The sequence below is a fragment of the Flavobacterium frigidum genome (genome assembly GCF_048286795.2).
The window spans coordinates 232,225-252,079 of record NZ_JBLVPT020000001.1; the positions used below are offsets into that span (position 1 = coordinate 232,225).

The 19,855-nt window shown below is 33.6% G+C and carries 23 protein-coding genes; 6 read left to right on the forward strand and 17 right to left on the reverse strand.

All coding sequences use genetic code 11. The annotated features are described in order from the left end of the window. The first annotated feature begins 103 nt into the window (after nt 1-103). Nucleotides 104-883 (forward strand): glutamate racemase, encoded by a 780-nt coding sequence (gene murI / locus ACNQGB_RS01115; protein WP_417944706.1) that lies wholly within the window; start codon nt 104-106, stop codon nt 881-883. 6 nt (nt 884-889) lie between these two features. Here murI and ACNQGB_RS01120 read toward each other — a convergent pair whose 3' ends face one another. Both ACNQGB_RS01120 and ACNQGB_RS01125 read right to left on the reverse strand, forming a co-directional pair. After that, the gene (locus ACNQGB_RS01120) at nt 890-1,408 is read right to left on the reverse strand and encodes a gamma carbonic anhydrase family protein (protein ID WP_417944707.1); all 519 of its coding nucleotides are present in this window, start codon (nt 1,406-1,408) and stop codon (nt 890-892) included. A 16-nt stretch (nt 1,409-1,424) separates the two neighbouring features. Next, nucleotides 1,425-2,423: a PorP/SprF family type IX secretion system membrane protein gene (locus tag ACNQGB_RS01125; RefSeq protein ID WP_417944709.1), complete on the reverse strand. Its 999-nt coding sequence runs from the start codon at nt 2,421-2,423 to the stop codon at nt 1,425-1,427. A 169-nt stretch (nt 2,424-2,592) separates the two neighbouring features. Here ACNQGB_RS01125 and ACNQGB_RS01130 point away from each other — a divergent pair, with 169 nt between their 5' ends. From ACNQGB_RS01130 to ACNQGB_RS01145, 4 genes are all read left to right on the forward strand, one after another. Then, nucleotides 2,593-3,492, forward strand: coding sequence for a NifU family protein (locus tag ACNQGB_RS01130; RefSeq protein WP_417944710.1), 900 nt, complete (start codon nt 2,593-2,595; stop codon nt 3,490-3,492). A gap of 108 nt (nt 3,493-3,600) precedes the next feature. Next, nucleotides 3,601-3,801, forward strand: coding sequence for a dodecin family protein (locus tag ACNQGB_RS01135; protein ID WP_417944712.1), 201 nt, complete (start codon nt 3,601-3,603; stop codon nt 3,799-3,801). Between the two features lie 322 nt (nt 3,802-4,123). Then, nucleotides 4,124-4,699: a hypothetical protein gene (locus ACNQGB_RS01140; RefSeq protein ID WP_417944714.1), complete on the forward strand. Its 576-nt coding sequence runs from the start codon at nt 4,124-4,126 to the stop codon at nt 4,697-4,699. A gap of 77 nt (nt 4,700-4,776) precedes the next feature. Continuing rightward, entirely contained in the window at nt 4,777-5,601 is an 825-nt protein-coding gene (locus ACNQGB_RS01145) for a mechanosensitive ion channel family protein (RefSeq protein WP_417944715.1), read from the forward strand. A 10-nt stretch (nt 5,602-5,611) separates the two neighbouring features. Here the strand turns inward: ACNQGB_RS01145 and tsaB are convergent, their stop codons facing one another. The 3 genes from tsaB to ACNQGB_RS01160 form a co-directional block, all read right to left on the reverse strand. Continuing rightward, complete coding sequence (tsaB, locus tag ACNQGB_RS01150; protein ID WP_417944717.1) at nt 5,612-6,280, reverse strand: tRNA (adenosine(37)-N6)-threonylcarbamoyltransferase complex dimerization subunit type 1 TsaB; 669 nt, start codon at nt 6,278-6,280, stop codon at nt 5,612-5,614. Between the two features lie 83 nt (nt 6,281-6,363). After that, on the reverse strand, nt 6,364-7,671 hold the full coding sequence (locus ACNQGB_RS01155) for an efflux RND transporter periplasmic adaptor subunit (protein ID WP_309757665.1): 1,308 nt from the start codon (nt 7,669-7,671) through the stop codon (nt 6,364-6,366). A 6-nt stretch (nt 7,672-7,677) separates the two neighbouring features. Next, nucleotides 7,678-9,114 (reverse strand): TolC family protein, encoded by a 1,437-nt coding sequence (locus tag ACNQGB_RS01160; RefSeq protein ID WP_417944719.1) that lies wholly within the window; start codon nt 9,112-9,114, stop codon nt 7,678-7,680. A gap of 197 nt (nt 9,115-9,311) precedes the next feature. On the opposite strand from ACNQGB_RS01160, the gene ACNQGB_RS01165 reads away from it, so the two are divergent. After that, nucleotides 9,312-10,721: a DUF4403 family protein gene (locus tag ACNQGB_RS01165; protein ID WP_417944720.1), complete on the forward strand. Its 1,410-nt coding sequence runs from the start codon at nt 9,312-9,314 to the stop codon at nt 10,719-10,721. Between the two features lie 11 nt (nt 10,722-10,732). On the opposite strand, the gene ACNQGB_RS01170 is transcribed toward ACNQGB_RS01165, so the two are convergent. From ACNQGB_RS01170 to gcvH, 12 genes are all read right to left on the reverse strand, one after another. Then, the gene (locus ACNQGB_RS01170; RefSeq protein WP_417944721.1) at nt 10,733-11,026 is read right to left on the reverse strand and encodes a hypothetical protein; all 294 of its coding nucleotides are present in this window, start codon (nt 11,024-11,026) and stop codon (nt 10,733-10,735) included. After that, nucleotides 11,016-11,558 (reverse strand): DUF420 domain-containing protein, encoded by a 543-nt coding sequence (locus ACNQGB_RS01175; protein WP_417944722.1) that lies wholly within the window; start codon nt 11,556-11,558, stop codon nt 11,016-11,018. The genes ACNQGB_RS01170 and ACNQGB_RS01175 overlap by 11 nt, the downstream gene beginning before the upstream one ends. 2 nt (nt 11,559-11,560) lie before the next feature. Then, complete coding sequence (locus tag ACNQGB_RS01180; protein WP_417944723.1) at nt 11,561-12,247, reverse strand: SCO family protein; 687 nt, start codon at nt 12,245-12,247, stop codon at nt 11,561-11,563. A 6-nt stretch (nt 12,248-12,253) separates the two neighbouring features. Further along, on the reverse strand, nt 12,254-12,895 hold the full coding sequence (locus ACNQGB_RS01185) for a hypothetical protein (protein WP_417944725.1): 642 nt from the start codon (nt 12,893-12,895) through the stop codon (nt 12,254-12,256). Between the two features lie 75 nt (nt 12,896-12,970). Next, complete coding sequence (locus ACNQGB_RS01190; RefSeq protein ID WP_417944726.1) at nt 12,971-13,321, reverse strand: cytochrome C oxidase subunit IV family protein; 351 nt, start codon at nt 13,319-13,321, stop codon at nt 12,971-12,973. Nucleotides 13,322-13,340: 19 nt separating this feature from the next. Further along, a complete protein-coding gene (locus ACNQGB_RS01195; protein ID WP_417944728.1) occupies nt 13,341-14,318 on the reverse strand; it encodes a cytochrome c oxidase subunit 3 in 978 nt (325 codons plus the stop codon). 42 nt (nt 14,319-14,360) lie between these two features. Then, entirely contained in the window at nt 14,361-14,948 is a 588-nt protein-coding gene (locus tag ACNQGB_RS01200) for a cytochrome c oxidase subunit 3 (RefSeq protein ID WP_417944730.1), read from the reverse strand. Between the two features lie 2 nt (nt 14,949-14,950). Then, nucleotides 14,951-15,853, reverse strand: a complete 903-nt coding sequence (gene cyoE, locus ACNQGB_RS01205) for a heme o synthase (protein ID WP_309755963.1) — start codon at nt 15,851-15,853, stop codon at nt 14,951-14,953. An 80-nt stretch (nt 15,854-15,933) separates the two neighbouring features. After that, nucleotides 15,934-18,057 (reverse strand): gliding motility protein RemB, encoded by a 2,124-nt coding sequence (locus ACNQGB_RS01210; protein WP_417944731.1) that lies wholly within the window; start codon nt 18,055-18,057, stop codon nt 15,934-15,936. Between the two features lie 18 nt (nt 18,058-18,075). Then, a complete protein-coding gene (gene deoC / locus ACNQGB_RS01215; protein WP_417944765.1) occupies nt 18,076-18,819 on the reverse strand; it encodes a deoxyribose-phosphate aldolase in 744 nt (247 codons plus the stop codon). Between the two features lie 223 nt (nt 18,820-19,042). After that, a complete protein-coding gene (locus tag ACNQGB_RS01220) occupies nt 19,043-19,396 on the reverse strand; it encodes a VanZ family protein (protein ID WP_417944733.1) in 354 nt (117 codons plus the stop codon). A 13-nt stretch (nt 19,397-19,409) separates the two neighbouring features. Continuing rightward, a complete protein-coding gene (gcvH, locus tag ACNQGB_RS01225) occupies nt 19,410-19,790 on the reverse strand; it encodes a glycine cleavage system protein GcvH (RefSeq protein WP_417944735.1) in 381 nt (126 codons plus the stop codon). Between the last annotated feature and the right edge of the window lie 65 nt (nt 19,791-19,855).

Here is a 19,855-nt window from a genome sequence, read left to right on the forward strand (position 1 = left end):
ATAGACAATCGTTTAAAACTGCTCGTCCTAAATATAGGATTGAGCAGTTTTTTGTTTAAATAAACTATTGGAATGTCATTGATTAGCGTGTAACTTTGTTTTTATGAATAACAACAATCAACCTATTGGAATTTTTGATTCAGGAATTGGAGGAACTTCGATCTGGAAAGCAATCCATGAATTACTAGCTAATGAAAAAACTATATATCTTGCTGATAGTGCCAATGCACCTTATGGACTAAAATCGAAACAAGAGATTGTAGCTTTGAGTATGAAAAACACGGATTTCCTATTGGAAATGAAATGTAAATTAATTGTAGTTGCTTGCAATACGGCAACTACGAATGCCATCCAGGAATTGCGAGCGAAATATGACATTCCTTTTATTGGCATTGAACCAGCAATAAAACCCGCAGTAACGCATTCTAAAACGCAAATAATAGGCATTCTGGCTACGCAAGGAACGTTAAATAGCGAGTTGTTTAACAAAACTACAGAGAAGTATCAAGACACAAAAATAATAGAACAAGTGGGCCACGGATTAGTACAACTAATTGAAAACGGTGACATTCATTCGACAGAAATGACAAAACTACTTCAATCCTACTTGACACCAATGATAGCTGCTAATATTGATTATTTAGTATTAGGATGCAGTCATTATCCGTATTTGATTCCGCAGATAAAAAAAATTCTCCCAGAGCACATTAAAATCATAGACTCTGGTGAGGCCGTTGCCAAACAAACTCAAAATGTATTAAAGACTAAAGTAGGATTATCAACAGCAGAAAATAACAAACCTATTTTTTATACGAATACGAATCCGACCGTATTGAAAGAAATAGTAGGAAATGCATACACCGTTGAAGAAAAGAAATTCTAGAAAAGACTATTCTTCGTCTTTAAACCAACCAGAATACATCACGTAATTATTGGAAATACGTTCGATTTCTCCAGCAAAATCAGATTGATCAATGTCTTTCACTTTTTTGGCTGGAACACCTGCCCAAATCGTACCTGAAGCAACAACCGTATTTTGAGTAATAACAGCTCCTGCTGCTACAATCGAATTGCTTTCGATAACACAATTATCCATCACAATTGCGCCCATTCCTATTAGCACATTATCATGAACTGTACATCCGTGTACGATCGCGTTGTGGCCAATAGAGACATTATTTCCTATAATTGTTGGGTGTTTTTTATACGTACAATGAATTACTGCTCCATCCTGAATATTTACTTTATTGCCAATTGTGATAAAATTTACATCGCCACGAATCACAGCGTTAAACCAAACACTACAATTTTCTCCAAAAGAAACATCACCAACAATAGTTGCATTTTCTGCAACATAACAATCCTTCGGGATTGAAGGTGACTTACCATTTATCGATTTTACTAGCATAATATAAAAGGAGAAATTAATTAATTGCTGGACAGTTGCAATCGTATTTGACAGGTTTACAAAACAGATCGATTCCTAAGGTAATTTGGTGATAGCCACCATTATCAAACTTAACCGCACCTGACAACTGAGAATACGTATAAGCAAACATAAATTTATCAAAATTAACTCCTACAATTGGCGTGATGTATTGCAGTTTTTGTTTAGAAACGGTACTGCCTTGCAGGAATTCGGCACCATCAAAACTTCTTCTATAGGATAACCCACCAAATATTTTTCCGAAATCTAGTGTCTTGTAGGCCTTCAAATTAACATCGATTGCCTTTTCTTTCGTTTTTTCGACCATTTGAAATAAAACAGATGGTTCCCACAAGATTTTATCGCGATCTCCAAAAATATATCCAGCACTCAATAAATACTTTCTTAAATTATCACTCTCGTATTCCGTGTAAATATTTCTTCTAGTTTCGACTGCATTTTTGACTGTTCCATGCACATATAAATCCAAGAAATTATAAGAGGCACCAATATCAACATTAAAATACGAATCTTTTTGAACAATTGTTCCATTTATGATCGGATCAAAATCACCAGATTGACGGAATTTCGTTTCGTCTAACTGACTTTGGATTAGTCCAGCACTGATTCCAAAAGACAACTGATTTAAATCGATTTCATTTCTAGAAAACATTAAATGATACGCATATGTGAATTTGACACCTTTATGGGAATGATATCCATTTTTATCATTAAAAACTATAATTCCTGCACCCGCTTTCTCTCCTACTCTACCATTGAAACTTAAGGTTTGGAGTTCTGGAGCATCGTCTTGATCAAACCACTGTTTACGACCAGTGAGTCTGACTTTGGCGCAATTTGCAGCTCCCGCCATAGAAGGATGAATTAAATAGTAATTATCCGTCAGATAATCCGAGTAAACAGGAATACCTTCCTGCGAATAGGAATAAAACGAGATAAATAAAAGAGCAAATAGGAATTTAATTTTGGTGTGCATTTAATTACTTTTTAGTAAGAAGGAATGATTCTAAATCAATAAAAGTTTTTTGGAAATAAAAGTCAAAATACGTATCCAAAAGTAAAACTAAAGTTAATTTATTCATTAAAAATCAAATATAATTATTCTTAGAAAATAACTTTAGTAAATTTGTAAAAATTTAAAAGTTATGAGCAAAATTAGCATAAAAGAAACACAAAACCCAACTATACTAAAATTTGAATTTCAAGATTTTATCACTCAAAATGAAAGTTTTGAATTTAAAAATATTGATGAAGCAAAAACATCTCCTTTAGCACAGCAATTATTTTACTTACCGTTTGTAAAAACAGTTTACATTTCTGGGAATTTTATAGCAATCGAAAAATACAGTATTGTTGAATGGGATGATGTTAGAGATGATGTTGCTAAACAAATAGAGGAATTTGTAAAAAATGGAGGAAGCATAATTACCGTTGACGAAAACAAAACAAAAAAACAACCCGTAACTGTTTACGGTGAGACTACGCCAAATCCTGCTGCATTAAAATTTGTAGTAAGTAAAATGTTGACCAAAAACGCTATTGAATTTAAAAATATTGATCAAACTGGAGCTTCCCCACTAGCAAAGGAATTGTTCAAATTTCCGTATGTGAAAGAAATTTTTATCGATGAAAATTACATCTCTGTCACAAAATATGAAATTAACGATTGGCAAGAAATAACCTTAGAGTTACGAAGCTTCATTAAGCAATATATTGAAAATGGCGGAACAGTTCTAGATGAAAATTTCATCCAAGCCGTAACAGAAAAGGAAGATACCAAAGCAAAAGAATTTGATAATTTAGATGTGACCTCACAACAAATCATCAATATATTAGAGGAATACGTAAAACCAGCTGTTCAAGCAGACGGTGGAAATATTGCATTCGATTCGTATAACGAAACAGATAAAACTGTTAAAGTAATTCTTCAAGGTGCATGTAGCGGTTGCCCGTCGTCAACATTTACTTTAAAAAGCGGCATTGAAAACATGTTAAAAAGCATGCTGAACGATGAAGCCATTAAAGTGGAAGCCGTAAACGCATAAAAAGAATAAAAAAAATACAATTGATTGAATATGTTATAGTTATGTGAAAAAAATTGCCGTTTTAAATAAAATAGGTACATTTAATACTTAACTTAACACATAGAAATTATGTCAGTATTAAAAGTAATTGAAGTGCTTTCCAGTTCAGATATAAGTTGGGAAGACGCCACTCAAAAAGGAGTAGCAAAGGCAGCTAAAACCATTAACCAAATACGATCTGTATATGTTAAGGATCAAAGTGCTGCCGTAAGTGGGGGAGAAATCACAGAATATAGAGTAAATCTAAAATTAACTTTCGAACTCGAATAGATTAATTTGACCGATTAATTTAAGCGTTCGCATTAGCGAACGCTTTTTTATTTCTAGAAGCTATTTAAAGCTATCGATTGCATTACTTTCTGATGTCAGACACTCATTTGAACTTTCAAACTGAATGAATTTTGCTGAAACCAAAAAAATCAAATAGTGTTATTATCTGTACACTACATAAAAAAGAAAAATGTTGTTTTATGTTTGCCAAAACAAAACGAACATGATGCCAAATACTGATTTTCAGTAAATTATTAATAATTTAATAAAGTAATCCTAGAAAAAATTGTTTAATATTGTGAGACTAATCAAATAAAATAACATGGGACTATCTTCATTTTTAAAAAATTTATTTGGCTCAGCCAAAGAAACTGCCAGCGAATTAGCTGACACAGCGGAAACTACTTTTGAGCAAGCAAAAGAGACTGCTGCACCTTACCTTGAAAAAGCAGAAACATTTGCAGAAGAAACATTTGAAAAAGCAAAAGAAACGGCCACTCCTTACTTTGAAAAAGCAGAAACATTTGTAGAAGAAACATTTGAAAAAGCAAAAGAAACTGCAGCGCCTTATATTGAAAAAGCAGAAACATTTGTAGAAGAAACATTTGAAAAAGTAAAAGAAACTACAGCTCCAGTTATAGATAAAGTAGAGAATTTTACTGGTCATGCTAAAGAAACTGTTACTGAACATAGTGAGAAAGCAGTAGAATCAGTAAAAGAAAATACTGCGATAGCCACAGAAAAAATTGAAGAAATAGCAACTGAAACTAAAACAATAGCTACTGATGCTGTTGAAACTGTTTCTGAAAAAGCAAGTGAATTAGTAAAAGACGGTGATGCAGACGCCACTGAAAAAGCTAAGGAAACTATAAATAAAATAGAAGAAGACGCAGATTAATTTATAAAAAAAAATAATTGTATTTTTGCACTTCAAACTTAACCTTCTCTTTTGGGAAGGTTTTTTATTAGATAAAAATGAACTTAAATCCAAATCAGTTAACTGATTATGCCAATACATTCGTTACTGTATTGGTTGATTATTCCCCAAAAATTATTTCTGCCTTTGTCATTTTATTTATTGGCCTTTACGCCATTCGGCTTATCAATAGATTTATCAGGAAACTGATGACTAAAAGAAATTTAGATCCTACTTTGACAAAGTTCCTTGCCGATATTTTACTTTGGGTTTTAAAAGTCCTATTATTTGTAACATTCATATCAAAGCTAGGAATAGAAACTTCATCATTTGTTGCTATTTTGGGTGCAATGGGACTTGCTGTTGGTTTATCACTTCAAGGTTCTTTATCGAATTTTGCAGGCGGTATGTTGATTATTCTTTTCAAACCTTTTAAGGTTAACGACACTATTGAAGGGCAAGGAGTAATAGGAACGGTGAGCGAAATACAAATATTTGTAACGAAACTAATTGCTGCTAACAATCAAACTATTTTTGTACCTAATGGCGCTTTGTCTAATGGAAACATTATCAATTACTCTTTGCAAAAAATTAGAAGAGCTGATTTGACCATCGCTATTTCCTATGATGCAGATATTAAAAAAGTAAAAGAAATAATTACTGCCATATTAAAAAATAATCCCAAAGTTCTTCAGACTCCATCTGCCGAAGTTTCTGTAAAAAACTTAACTGACAATGCCATTCAAATTGCGGTGAGACCATGGGCAAATAATGAAGATTACGGTCTTGTTTTCTCTGAAACTTTAGAAAGCTGTAAACTGGCGTTTGATGCTGCTGGAATTATCATTCAGCCTTATGTAAGAGAATCAACCCAAACAATTTAATCTAATAAAATTATTTCTTTGGAGTCGTAATCATAAAGTCTTTCAAATAATACGGTTCAAAATAGGCGAGATCTACAGTGTCGCTTTTTTTTAATTTTTCGAAGCTTAAAAAACTCATTTCTTTAGCCGAAGGATATACAATTTCGTCAAGGAAAATATAATTTTCTTTGGTCAAAACCGATTTGCACTTTTCCGCGCAATCGCCAACAAAATAAAGTGTTTCTTGCAAATTTTCAAATGAATTCTCTGTAATTATTTCGGCAAGAACTTCTCTTTTTTGTTCCAAATTTGGAGCAAAAACAGCACTATATACTTCCATTCTTCGGGCATCAATCATAGGAATGATTAATCCATTTGAAATGGCTACCTGCGAAGCCAAAGCTTGTAAAGTATCTACAGCAATTAATGGAATATTGAGCGCATAGCACAATCCTTTTGCTGCAGAAACTCCTATTCGAAGCCCAGTATAGGAGCCAGGCCCTTGACTTACGGCTACAGCACTTAAATCTTGGAGCGTAATACCTACTTCTTTTATGATTTCTTCAATAAAAACATGCAATCGTTCTGCGTGGGAATAGCCTTCTTCTGCAATCTCTTTATAAAAAATTGTTTTCCCTTCTTTTGCCAGAGCAACAGAGCAATTCTTTGTTGCAGTCTCAATGTTTAGTATATAACTCAATTTTGGGTTTTGTTTTAAATTAAAAATCACAATCACAAAATTATATTTTATGATTGTGATTTCAAAACTGTTCTCCTAGACAATTACTTTTTGCTATCGCCTTTTTTGTCTTTGTCAGTAATTAAAGATACTTTATCACCCGAATTTAATTCTTTAGAAACAGTATTATACGGTCCTGTAATGACAACATCGCCTTTTTTAAGACCTGATAAAACCTCAATATTGGTATCATCTTGGATTCCGGTTTTGATAATTCTAATTTTAGCTTTATCCCCTACTTTTACAAATACGCATTCAAATTTCTTATCACTTTTTGGTGCAGCTCCTTTTTGTTCTTCATTAGGATCGTCCACTTTAATTTCTTTTACAGCCGCAGTATCCGATTTTACAACGACAGAACTAATAGGCACCGACAATACATTCGATTTTGTTTCTGTAATAATATCTACGGTTGCGGTCATTCCAGGTCTAAACGGAGAATAGGTGTCCGGTTTACCCTCTAGTAAATCAAGGTATGATTCTTTTAGTATTCTAACTTTAACTTTAAAATTCGTTACTTGATCCGCCGTTAAAGCCGAGCTAGCAGAATTAGAAATACTTGTCACTGTTCCTTTAAATTGCTTTTTCAGGTATGCGTCAACTTCGACATTTGCATCGTCGCCAACTTTTATTTTTACAATATCATTTTCATTAACATCTACTTCAACTTCCATATTGTTTAAGTTGGCCACTCTTAAAATTTCGGTACCCGTCATTTGTTGCGTTCCTAAAACACGCTCACCTAATTCTACGTTCAACATAGAAATTGTTCCGTCAGCTGGAGCATAAATGGTAGTACGTCCTAGATTGTCTTTGGCTTCATTGACAGTTGCCGAGGCGCTTTGCACATTAAAATAAGCCGTCTGTTTAGCAGCTTTGGCAACTTCATAGGATGCAACTGCCTTATCCCAATCCGACTTTGAAATAATTCCTTTTTCGAACAATGTTCGATTACGGTCGTAACTTGATTTCGATTCTTTGAAAGAAGCATCAGCTTGACTTAAATTTGCTTTGGTTCCTGATAAATTTGAAACCGACCGATTGTAGCCAGAAGTGTATAAATCAGGATTTATCTTTACTAGTAAATCTCCTTTTTTAACTACTTGACCTTCTTTTACATTCAAAGAAATAATCTCTCCCGAAACCTCAGATGAAATTTTCACTTCGATTTCTGGTTGAATTTTTCCTGTTGCTGAAACCGTTTCTACAATCGTTATTGGATTGACTTGGGCAATTTCAATTTCGGTACCTTTATCTTTATTTCCGATAACACCCGATTTTGACAGTATTATTAGACCTGCAATGATTACTACTGCTCCACCTATTAGGATATAAATTGTTTTTTTTGACATAATAAATTAGTTTTTGATAAGTGGAATTCCAAAATAGAATTCTAGAACTTTAATTTTAAAGATATAATCGTATTTGGTTCTTAGCACATCTGATTGCGCATTGGTAAGCAATGTCTGTGCTTGATTGAAATCAAAAGAATTCATCAAACCAACATCATATTTTTCTTTAGCATAATCGTAAGCACCTTGTCTCGCTTCTACAGCTACAATCGCCGATTCGTAAGCATTTAGCGCTCCTTTAGCATCTGCAAAACCAGTAAATACATTCCTTTGCAAATCTAAATCTTGTTGCTCAACAGCGATTTTTGATCGTTCTAAACTTACTTTAGAACGGTCTACATTATTTCTAACTGCAAAACCATTAAATATCGGAATCGATAATTGAACTCCAAAAGATTGTCCTTTGTTGTTACTAAATTGATCAAAAAACGGAGCAGAATTTCCTAAAACTGGAGAGACATTATTTTGTATAACATTTTGATTTGTACCGTCAACATAGCCGATTATTGAGGTAGGATTTGAAGTATTTGGTTGAATACCCACTACTCTGTCACCGTAACCAACTCTTGAACTGAAACTATAAAACCCTTGTAAAGTAGGTTGAAAAGCACCTTTGGCAATTGCCACATTTTTCTCTGCTATTTCTAAATTGGTTCTTGCAATTTTTAATTCTGTTCGCCCCTCTTTGGCTTTTTGATATATACTATTTGGAGTTTGCGCCATAATATTATTCTCATCTTTAATGTTGGTGTCATCAACAACATCAAAACTCTCAAAGTCCTTCAGTTGTAATAATTGAGCCAAACTTAATTTTGAAATCAATAAAGTATTTTCTGCAGTAATCACATTTTGGTTGTTTGATGCTACTGTTGCTTTTACGTCCAATAAATCACCTCGAGGAATAGAACCTGCTTTCACTAATTCTTCGGAACGTGCTAATTGTTTTTGGTTAATTCCAAGTTGTTCCAGTTGTACTTTTAAATTTTCCTTGTTAAAAAGCACTTGCAAGAAAGCATTTGCCACATTCAAGGCTACATCCTCTTGCATTTTTAACAATTGATATTTTGCAGCAACTATAGAGAGGTTCGCTCTGCGCAACGTATTTTGATTTTGCAATCCTTTATAAATATCAATTCCTAAATTAACTCCCGCTGATGTAAATTGTGTGGTTTGATTACGCAAAACGCCAGTTAAAATATCAGTATTTAAACCTATATTCCATGAGTGGCGAACATTAGCATCCAATGAAGGGAGAAAACCACCAAGAGCTCCTCTTTTATCAATCAATGCTGTTTTAGTATCTAACTCCGATTGTTTGATAGAGATATTATTTTGGATAGCATAATTTACGCATTCTTGTAGAGTCCATTTCTTGGACTGTGCCTGCATAATCAAGCAACTAAACACGAGTACTATTAAACTGAAAAAACTTCTTTTTTTCATATATTTTTGAATAAAAGCGCAGTAGGACTGCAAACAAATTTAAATATTTATAGATAAGATTTATGTGAAAAATAGCAACTATTTCAATTCAAAATCATCTATTAAATCATTAGACTTTAGAAATTAGCATTTGTTACAAAAATTAATAAAAAAAGAATTCTTTTATTAATTTAGCTACTCTAAAACATTCCTAAAAAATGCCCAAATTCACATTCAATCTGCTTATACTTTTTTCCATTATTTGTACAACTAGCTGTTCAACAACAAATAAGATAGCAACTTTGAAACCAGAGCCAGACGATGCGACACCACTAGTTTACGAAAGTATTCCTTCTTACATTAATTTACCAATTAGCGTAAAACTAAAAGACATTGAAAACCAAACAAACACACAACTGAATGGCCTAATCTATGAGGATAGTACTATCGATGATGATGATATAGAAATGAAGATTTGGAAGCTAGCTCCCATTACAATCAAAAATGATAATACTACAAATGGTCAAAAAATCATAACAGTATTGCCCTTAAAAGCTATTGTAAAATACAGGATTGGCACAAAAAAAATGGGTGTCGAATTATACAATATAAAAGAGTTCAATTTAGATGGAGTGGTAACTTTGATAAGTGAAGTAGGTTTGACCAATTGGAAAATGAACACCAAAACAGAACTTAAATCACTCGATTGGAACGAAAGCCCAACGATGACTGTTTTTGGTAAAAATGTCCCTGTCACCTATTTAATTAATCCAGCCATTGCCCTTTTTAAATCAAAAATTGAAAAGAAAATTGATAATGCCATCGAAAAATCAATGGATTTCAAACCAAATGTTTTGGTTGCTTTGGAAAAGATCTGCGCCCCTTTTCAAATGAGTGACACTTACCAAAGTTGGCTTAGGATTACACCAATCGAGATTTATTCTACGAACGCCAAACTCAAAAACGACACGTTTGTACTCGACATGGGAATGAAATGCACCATGGAAACCATCATTGGAAAACAACCTGAATCAAAATTTAATGATAACAAAATTATTGTAAAGTCTGTTTCTAAAATACCTCAAGACATTTCAGCTAATATTGTAGCCGTTTCGACCTATCAAGAGGCTTCAAAACTAATGACAAAGAATTTTAGCGGACAAACATTTGGTAGCGGCTCTAAGTCAATAAAAGTACAAAATGTTGCTATTTGGCATAAAAACGGGAAAATGATAATCGCTTTAGATATACTAGGAGCTGTAAACGGAACGATTTATTTAGCAGGATTTCCACAATATAACGACAAAACTAAGGAAGTATATTTTGATCAATTGGACTATGCTTTGGATACAAAAAATAAATTGATGCGAACCGCCAATTGGCTGGCTCAGGGATTAATTTTGAAAAAAATTGAGCAAAGCTGCCATTACTCCATAAAACCAAATCTTGAAGAAGGTCAAAAAAGCATGATGACTTATCTAAAAAACTATTCTCCGATGCAAGGTGTTTTTGTAAATGGGAAAATGGAAGAAATTCAATTTGAAAAAATTCAATTGACAAATCAAGCTATCATCGCTTTTCTCAAAATAAAAGGTACTCTAAATGTATCCGTTGATGGATTGAAATGAATTTTAAGAAGCTAACTTGATTTCTTCTTTTTCATTCGGTAAATGGCATACCCAATTCCTGCAACAAGCAGATAGGGAATCACCATTAAATAAACAATTCCGTCATTTACCGCAGCCGCTTGTGATGAATTCTCATTGCTGGTCAAAGCGGCCCGACACATTGCACATTGCGCATTTGTTGGCAGTGAAATAAGATTTAAAACAAATATTAATGATAAGGAATAAAAACAACTTACACGGTTGCTTTTTACTTTCTCCCGAGTTCCCACTACTTTAAATTCGGTTATTAAATTTTTAGTATACATAATAGGGTGAAATCATTAAATAAACAATTACGCCGGTTACTGCAACGTACAACCAGATAGGAAAAGTGATTCTAGATATTTTCTTATGAGACTCAAAATTGGCTGCTAAGGCCCGAACATAGGTTACTAAAACCATCGGAATGATCGCTATTGACAAAACAATGTGGGTAATTAATATAAAATAATAAACATACTTAATAGCACCTTCACCACCAAATTTTGTGGAGTCACTCGTCATATGATACGCTACGTACATCACTAAAAAAGCAAGCGATAGCGCAATTGCTGATGTCATCAACCACTGATGCAGTTTTCTATTACCATTTTTTATGGCTAGTACAGCCACAATTAGCAGGACTGCAGTTATTGCATTGGTAGTGGCATATATTGGAGGCAAAAAAGAAAGAGGTGCTACATCATACCCGAAATCTTTTAGTTTTATTCCAAAAAGTATTGCAACCACTAACGGTATCACAATTGAAACTGCGATAATATATTTACTGAATTTTTGTTCTAACGAATTATTTTCCATCATTATTCTTTTAATAAAATATTAATATCTTGTTGAATATTTCTTACTCCTTTTTTATCTAAACCGTCATAATACAAAATTGGATTTCCAAAATCGTCTGTCCTGCAACGTATGTTTCCATTCTTGTCTATTAGAGCAAACAATCCTGAATGTTCAAAACCACCAGCTACTTTGTTATTTTGACCTGCATAAAGATTAAAACCTTTATTAGCCAAATTAAAAATATACGCTTTGTCTCCTGTCAAAAAATTCCAATTAGCCGATTTCACACCCAAAAGATTTCTGTGATCCTGGAGTACTTTTGCAGTGTCATGTTCTGGATCTATGGTTATTGAAACCATCCCGAAATTAGGATTCCCAAAAAAATTCTTTTCCAGCACCAACATACTTTGATTCATTTTTGGACAAATGGTAGGGCAAGTAGTGAAGAAAAATTCTAACACATATACTTTTCCTTTGTATGTTTCATTGGTGATTTTTTTACTGTCTTGATTGATGAGTTCAAATTTGGGAGCAGGGCCTATTTTTAACAATTGTCCTTCAGATACTGCAACCGGATTTACACTGTCTAATCGATCTCCTTGTACTACTTTGTCATTCTTAATTCTTTCGACTATTTTAGGTATCGCATAAATACCAAAAATCAAAATAATAAAAGAAATTCCTATGTAAGATTTATTTTTGAACATACCGTATTATATTTTTCTAGTGGCGTTATTGTTCTTTTTTAGAGCAGCACGATATTCATAAAGAATCACTTTAAAATCGTCAAGCATTTCATTACTCAACTCTGCGGGGTGAAAAGTGTTGTATCCCTCTTTGGTGTTTTTAACTAATTTTCGACCTCGAAGATTTCGTTTTTTATCAACGATGTACACTTTAGGAGTTCCTAAATTATCATCTAATTTTTCTACTAACTTTAATTGAGAATAATAGGTTTTTATTTCCTCGCTTGAAGCAAAAACAAAACGCCATTGTGCAACATCTGTAAAGGCAGCCAATGCATCGATCACTTTTTTGGCATCTTTTTCAGTACCAGTAGGACAAACCATAACAAACTGCACGTCTTTGAACTCATGATATCTTTGATAAATCTTTTGATTTAAATTAAAAAGATTTCCTCTATTTCTTAAAAGTTCAGTACCCATAAAACCCAAAATGGTTACTTTACCATTCAAACTAACTTTTTGACCATCTAAGGATTCCCAGTTACCTAAGTCAGCGGTATTGGGAGTTATAGTTGGTAATTTAGTAAACCCATTAACACCTGAAGCAAAAAAAAGGTATGCCACAATAGGTAGTATAAACAAAACGAAAAGAACAATATTTTTTTTCATTGGAACATTAATAATTAAAGTACAAAAATAAAAAAAGGCACGCAATGCGTACCCTCTTTTTGAATTAATATCTTGTTAAAAATTCCATTTAATTGTAGAATTTTTAAAAACCTCATAAATATAATCCCCTTCTGTCAAAAGAATGAAGAGCAAATATAAAATCAGAAAAATTACTGGATAAACAACTGCACTTCTTAAAGAGCTTTTTTCACCTTCCATATGCATAAACGCATAAACGATGTAATACGCTTTAAAAATGGTAAGAGCATAAAAGATCCAATTAAGTAAGTTCATACTTAAAAAATCATTCATGAAAAGAAAATCAGGTTTTAAAATTCCTAGATAAACTTCTACTATTGTAACGGCAGATAATATTCCGAAAACTTTCCAGATTCTACCTATATTAGATACGTGTTCGTGTGACATGATAATTACTTTTAGAAAATTAAACGAGATAGAAAACTGTAAATACAAATACCCAAACTAAATCGACAAAGTGCCAATAAAGACCCACTTTTTCTACCATTTCATAACTTTTTCTTTTCTCATAAGTTCCAACTAACACATTGAAAAATATGATAATATTTATGATTACTCCAGAAAAAACGTGGAATCCGTGAAATCCAGTGATAAAGAAAAAGAAGTCAGCAAATAATTTACTTCCGTACTCGTTTCTTACCAAGTTTGCGCCTTCAACAACATAGTGTGCTTGGCTCAATCTTGCTACAGACTCTTCTCTTGAAAGAATTGTTTTCTTTTTGTCTTTTGTAATTACCTCCGTTCTGATCAAAAGTTCTGGATGCGCCTTAAAACCCGCTTGAACTTCCGCAACTGAATACGAAGGCAAACTTGGTTCATCCATAAACCATTTACCCTTGCTTCTTGTTAGTTGTTCTCTCTCTTCAGGTAAAGTCGTTGCAAATTCTGCTAATGCAACACGGTTTCCTTCTTTATCGACAAACTGAAGTAAACTTCCTCCTTTTGTTTCAATAGCACCGTATTCCCCTTTGATGAAATTTTTCCATTCCCAAGCTTGAGAACCTACGAAAATCAAACCACCGATAATGGTTAAGAACATGTAAAGAACTACTTTGTTTTTTTTCATTTGATGTCCAGCATCAACAGCCAAAACCATTGTAACTGATGAAAAAATCAAAATAAATGTCATCAACGCTACGTAATACATAGGAGCCGATACGCCATGCATGAATGGAAAGTGTGTGAACACCTCATCAGCCAATGGCCATGTTTCAATAAATTTAAATCGTGAAAAACCATACGCCGCCAGAAATCCAGAGAACGTTAAAGCATCTGATACGATAAAAAACCACATCATTAATTTGCCATAACTTGATCCCATTGGCTCATTGCCGCCTCCCCAAGTTTTTCCTTCACTATTTGCAGTAGTAACTGTCGCTTCCATAAAAGTTATTCGTTAAAAAGTTCCCAAATTTACGTTTTTTTCTTATTTAAAGAAATATAAAAACAAAAACAAATAAACCCACAATAAGTCAAGAAAGTGCCAGTACATTGCACCAAGTTCAATTCCAAGGGTTTGAGATGAATTGTATTTTTGTTTAAAATGATTATAAATTATAATCAGCAGTGAAATCACGCCACCAGCAAGGTGAATCAAGTGCACAACCGTTACAACGTATAAAAAAGTAGTAGTAATAGAGCTTCCACTTCCTGTGAAATAATACCCATTATCGACTATTTGTCCAAATCCCACAAATTGCAAAACTACAAACAATATTCCAAGAACTAGTGTAGTCAAAAGGAAAAGTGTCGTTTTGCTTTGATTGTTTTTTTGAATTGCTTTTTTTGCCAAATAAAATGTGACGCTACAGCCGATGATTGCAACGGTACTGTAGAAAAAAGCAGTTGGTAATTGAAAGTCTTTCAACCAGTCTGCTCTTGACTTACTTACAACAAATGCACTAGTTAAACCAGCAAACATCATTGTCATACTCACCATAGCAAACAACAAAATCAACTTGTATGATCGTGCTGTTCTGGATTTTTGTTCCTCAGTTGTCATTATCGTATCCATAACTATCTTAAAAATTTATCAAATATATAAACCAATTGCAGCAATGTAATGTAAGAAACACTAACTAGCATCAAAGTCCTAGCAGCTTTTGGAGTTCTTACTTTATACAATTTTACTGCGTAAAAAAGCATCCACAATCCCAACAAGAAAACAACTACTGCCGCTACTGGCGTAATAAATAAACGCCCCGTGTAACCAAAAACAGGAAGAAGTGAAGCCAAAATCAACCAAACGGTATATAAAATAATCTGTAACGCTGTACCTTTGTCTTTTTTGCCTGTAGGCAACATAAAGAAACCAGCCTTCTCATAATCGTCATACAAAAACCATCCAATAGCCCAAAAATGTGGAAACTGCCAAAAAAACTGAATTAAGAATAAAGTTCCTGCTTCTATTCCAAATTCGCCCGTGGCGGCAACCCAACCCAACATAAAAGGTATTGCTCCTGGAAAAGCGCCTACAAAAACAGACAACGAGGTCATTGTTTTTAAAGGTGTGTAAATACTAGTGTATAAAAATATTGAAATAGCGCCAAACATAGCGGTTTTTGGATTGATAGTATAGAGTAATACAATTCCAATAACCGTCAAAAGACTTGCAATAATAAGCGCAACTCCCGAAGACATTCTTCCAGTAGGAACAGGACGATTTTTGGTCCTATCCATTAAAGCGTCCAAATCCTTTTCGATAATTTGATTGAAAGCGTTTGACGCACCAACCATACAATACCCACCTAGTGCCAATTTTAACAACACCATCCAATCTAAGGAATGCAAATCATAAATACCGAGCATAAACCCAGCAACTGACGAAAAGACCACACTAATCGCTAAACGAGCCTTAGTGATTTCGCGGAAATCAATATAAATGGATTTTAGTGAAAATATATAAGGTGTTGCGTTCAATACTTGCGTTTATTTGTTTTAAAATCTTTTGCAAAAGTAGTGCATCAAAAGGGATTTGGCAAAAAACAATTCACAAAAGATTAATAATCAAAATACCAATTAAAAATATCAGCTCGTATCCCCAAAGTAAACCAATTAGTACTTTCAGTAAAAGTAGTAACCGTGTTTTTTGAAGGGTCAAAACTTCTATAGATATAACTACCAAAAAGCTTTAGGTTTGTGGCTGGATTTACCAAATAACCTCCTTGAAAATCAACAATAAAAACAGCCGTTTTATTTCCTTGCCCTACTTTTACATTGCTATCAAAAGCTCTTTTTTCATCATAATCTTTATAAATATTTCCTCCGTAGTTTAAATCATCTTCAAGAGTGTCAAAATCAAATCCTCGTGTCCCCGCAGTAACTTTTGCATCAGCAAAAAGTCTCCCTTTGTGATAGCGAGCAATCGCAATAAATTCCTTGAAGTTTCCGCCCCACTGGTGCCCAATACTCTGATTATTGTGCGCATAATTCGTAATTGGCATGCTGTGCGAATAAACATAGGGACGCACATGATTGTATTCTAATTGTAGTTGCAAATTATCTACTTTAAAAGCATTGTAATACTTAACTCCTAATTGATAACCATACTTATTTTTCCAACTATTATTGCGCTCTTTGATGTCTCCCAAAGAAAACTCATCCAAAATAAACTGTCCATAAAAATTAATTCGATCACTCCATTTGTACTTAAATGTCAATCCTAAAATAGCATTACCGCTTCGAGCCGAAGAAGCAAATTCAACAGCGCGATAAAATATAATTGGATTTACAAAATTCACGTCAAAACCTCGATCGTTTGAATTAGTCCAAACAACTGATTCAAACAAACCAAGATTGAATTTATTAGAAATATTCCAACTCAAATAATGATTTGCCATAAATTTCGTGGCATAGGTGCGTTCTAGCGTAACTACAGGACGAACATCTTTGAGCCACATGTAGGTGTTTGTGTATTTTATTTTCCAAAAATTAGTATTCAACTTAAAATAAGGATATGGACTTGCACCATCACTTTCGAGCAAAGATCGATACCCATCTCCGATAAAATTTCTACCGTAACCCAACTGTAAATCGATGAATTTGCTTGGAGTAAAAGTTAAATTGGCTTCTGCCAAAGGGAAATCATATGCGGAAGTTTTAAAATCTTTTGCAATTCCAATTCCCGGAATAATAGCTGGATTGCCTCCCGCTGGTTTAATTGATTCGGCATATCGATTGAAGTATCCCGCAAATCGACCTTGACTTTCAAAAACTGTGGTCGAAAAATTGATTTGTTTCCCCAATCCACCTCTAAAATTAATCCCCCTTGTGTTCACAAAAGTATTAGAGACTTGACTTTTTGATGCTTTTCCAACCTGTAAATCAAGAATAGGATTTAGTGTAAACCAATATCCCTCGCCCTTGATTTCGACAGTATTCTCATTCCACAATTTTCTTGCCCACCAGCCAGAAGCCTTCTTTTTTAGCTGTTCATTAACTGCTTTTAGATTATAATATTTCGAAACCTCAGCATAGGTGTATGGCTTAGAAGCGGTATGATTATTACTTCCCACTTGATTTAAAGAACTATCAAACTGCTCATAATAGCTATGCGAAAAAGGCACATTTAAATGACTTTCAAATTCTGGATTATTGTATTTTTTATAAACTATACTATCTAATTCTGTACGTCTTGGTTTTGTGTTTGAAAGGATCTCGGCCTTCGCCAAAGCTTCCGATTCTCTTTCCGCCCTACTCTTTAATGGTATCGCTACAATTAGGGTAAACTTAGAATAGACTGGATTCCCATTATAGGTTGAAGGTTGTATTTTTGGAAAAATTGCAAAAACTCTTTTTGTTTCTTTGATTAGGAGTTCCTCATTTGCATCGACATAAATAACTTTAAAAGTACTTGTAGCATCTACCTCAAAAAGTACTTTTATATTCCCATTAAAATTATTCTGTTTTAGAGATTCTGGAACTTGGAAATTTGAAAAAACAAAGTCTTGAACCTGGTTGTAAAAACATTTTTCTAATCCTTTGGATTGCAAATTCAAACATTCTGCAAATACAGGAAAACGCTCTGCTGTAGTGCCCGAATGTTCTACAATAACATTAGTATCTTGAGAAAAAGCAAAAAAGGAGAACGAAAACAAAAATAAAGTGAAAAAGGCTTTTATCATATTTATACTTTTGCAAATTTAATACTCATTTTGCGAATTCTGCCCGTTCGCTATATTCTTTGCGCCCGAAGTTCCAATTCGCTTTACACCCAACTGGATCATCGCGACTGCCTCTTCATAAGTTCTTACACCGCCAGCCGCTTTAACAGGAAGTGGCGACGCATTTTCTAGCATCATTTTTATTGCAGGTACAGTAGCACCATTTGGAAGATTGTCTTCCGTGTTATAAAATCCCGTAGAGGACTTTACAAAAACAGCATAAAAAAGCTCTTGTTCAAAATTAGAAATAATCACGTTTTTTATCAAACTTGACAACTGTATAATTTCCATTTCCGTGAGTGCAGCCACTTCAATAATCCATTTAACTACCTTTTTTTTATTTAAACCTAACTGTGTACATTCAAAAATTTCCTCTTTAACGACAGAAAGTTCGCCCCGTTTAAAAGCTGCATAGTTGCATACAAAATCCAAATCATCAACACCTTCTTGGATCGCTTGACGCGCCTCACTAAGCTTGTCATCAATAGAAGATGCCCCCTCAGGAAAATCGATTACGGTTCCTACAAGAACCATAGAATTCGCCTCCACGATCATCTTTTTTGCCAAAGAGACCATGTTTGGACGAATCATAATCAACTTAAAATTCTCCTCAATTGCTTCTTTGATAAACGCTTCGACTACCAGAGTATTCTCCTTTTCACTGAGTTCAGCTTGTTCAGCTGTTTTCAAATAGGTAGAATCCAAATATTGCTTGATATTCATGTTCTTTAGTTTTCTAATTCTTAGCAAATTATGATACACAAAAATACATTTTATATAAACATAAGAGCATTTAAAAATTTTACTATTTATACGGTATTACTACATCCATTGTTTTTTAATGCTTGTCATAGAAATTAATCTTAGTCAAAAAAAAAGACTCGTAGAACTAGATGTAAAATGAAAAATCCCACTAGAGTGGGATTTTATATGAAATTGTTTTTTATCAGAACCTCTTTTTCAAATTCAATAAAAGAACAACGACTATTCCTAAAATGGCGCCAGATACATTTGCTAAAACATCAAATACATCAGCATGCCTGGTGGCCGTAGCTAATTCTTGAGTTATTTCTATACCGATTCCGAAAATAAAAGAGAAAAGGAAAGCGGGCAATGTAGATTTCCAAATATGTACCGAATTTATATGTTTTTGTAAAAAAGAAAAACAAAGAATCGTTAAAACAAAATGAAAAAAAAGATGCACTACTTTATCTAGGTTTGAGACATTCCCTAAAGGAACTGTCTCAATTTGAACCAAACAAAAAAATGCAATTACTCCAGCCCAGAACAAAGTAGCCACAAAGTAGAGCTGTTTAAGCACCAATAAGTTCTTTGTATGCCTCACTAGACAATAAATCTTCTACCTCTGCCATATTTGAAATTTTTATCTTGATCATCCATCCCGCTCCGTAAGGATCAGAATTTACACTTTCAGGAGAACTTTCAAGTGCATCATTGAAAGCAATAATTTCACCTGACAATGGCTGGAACAAATCAGAAACTGTTTTAACCGCTTCAACGGTACCAAAAACTGCATCTTTGTCTAAGCTCTGATCTAAAGTTTCAACTTCAACATAAACAATATCTCCTAATTCTTTTTGTGCAAAATCAGTGATTCCTACTGTTGCAGTATCGCCATCAATATTAACCCATTCGTGATCTTTAGTGTATTTTAAATTTACTGGTATGTTCATAAAAATTGTAATTGATAATTAATTATTGATAATTTGAATTTTCAGACACAAATGTAACAATCTTA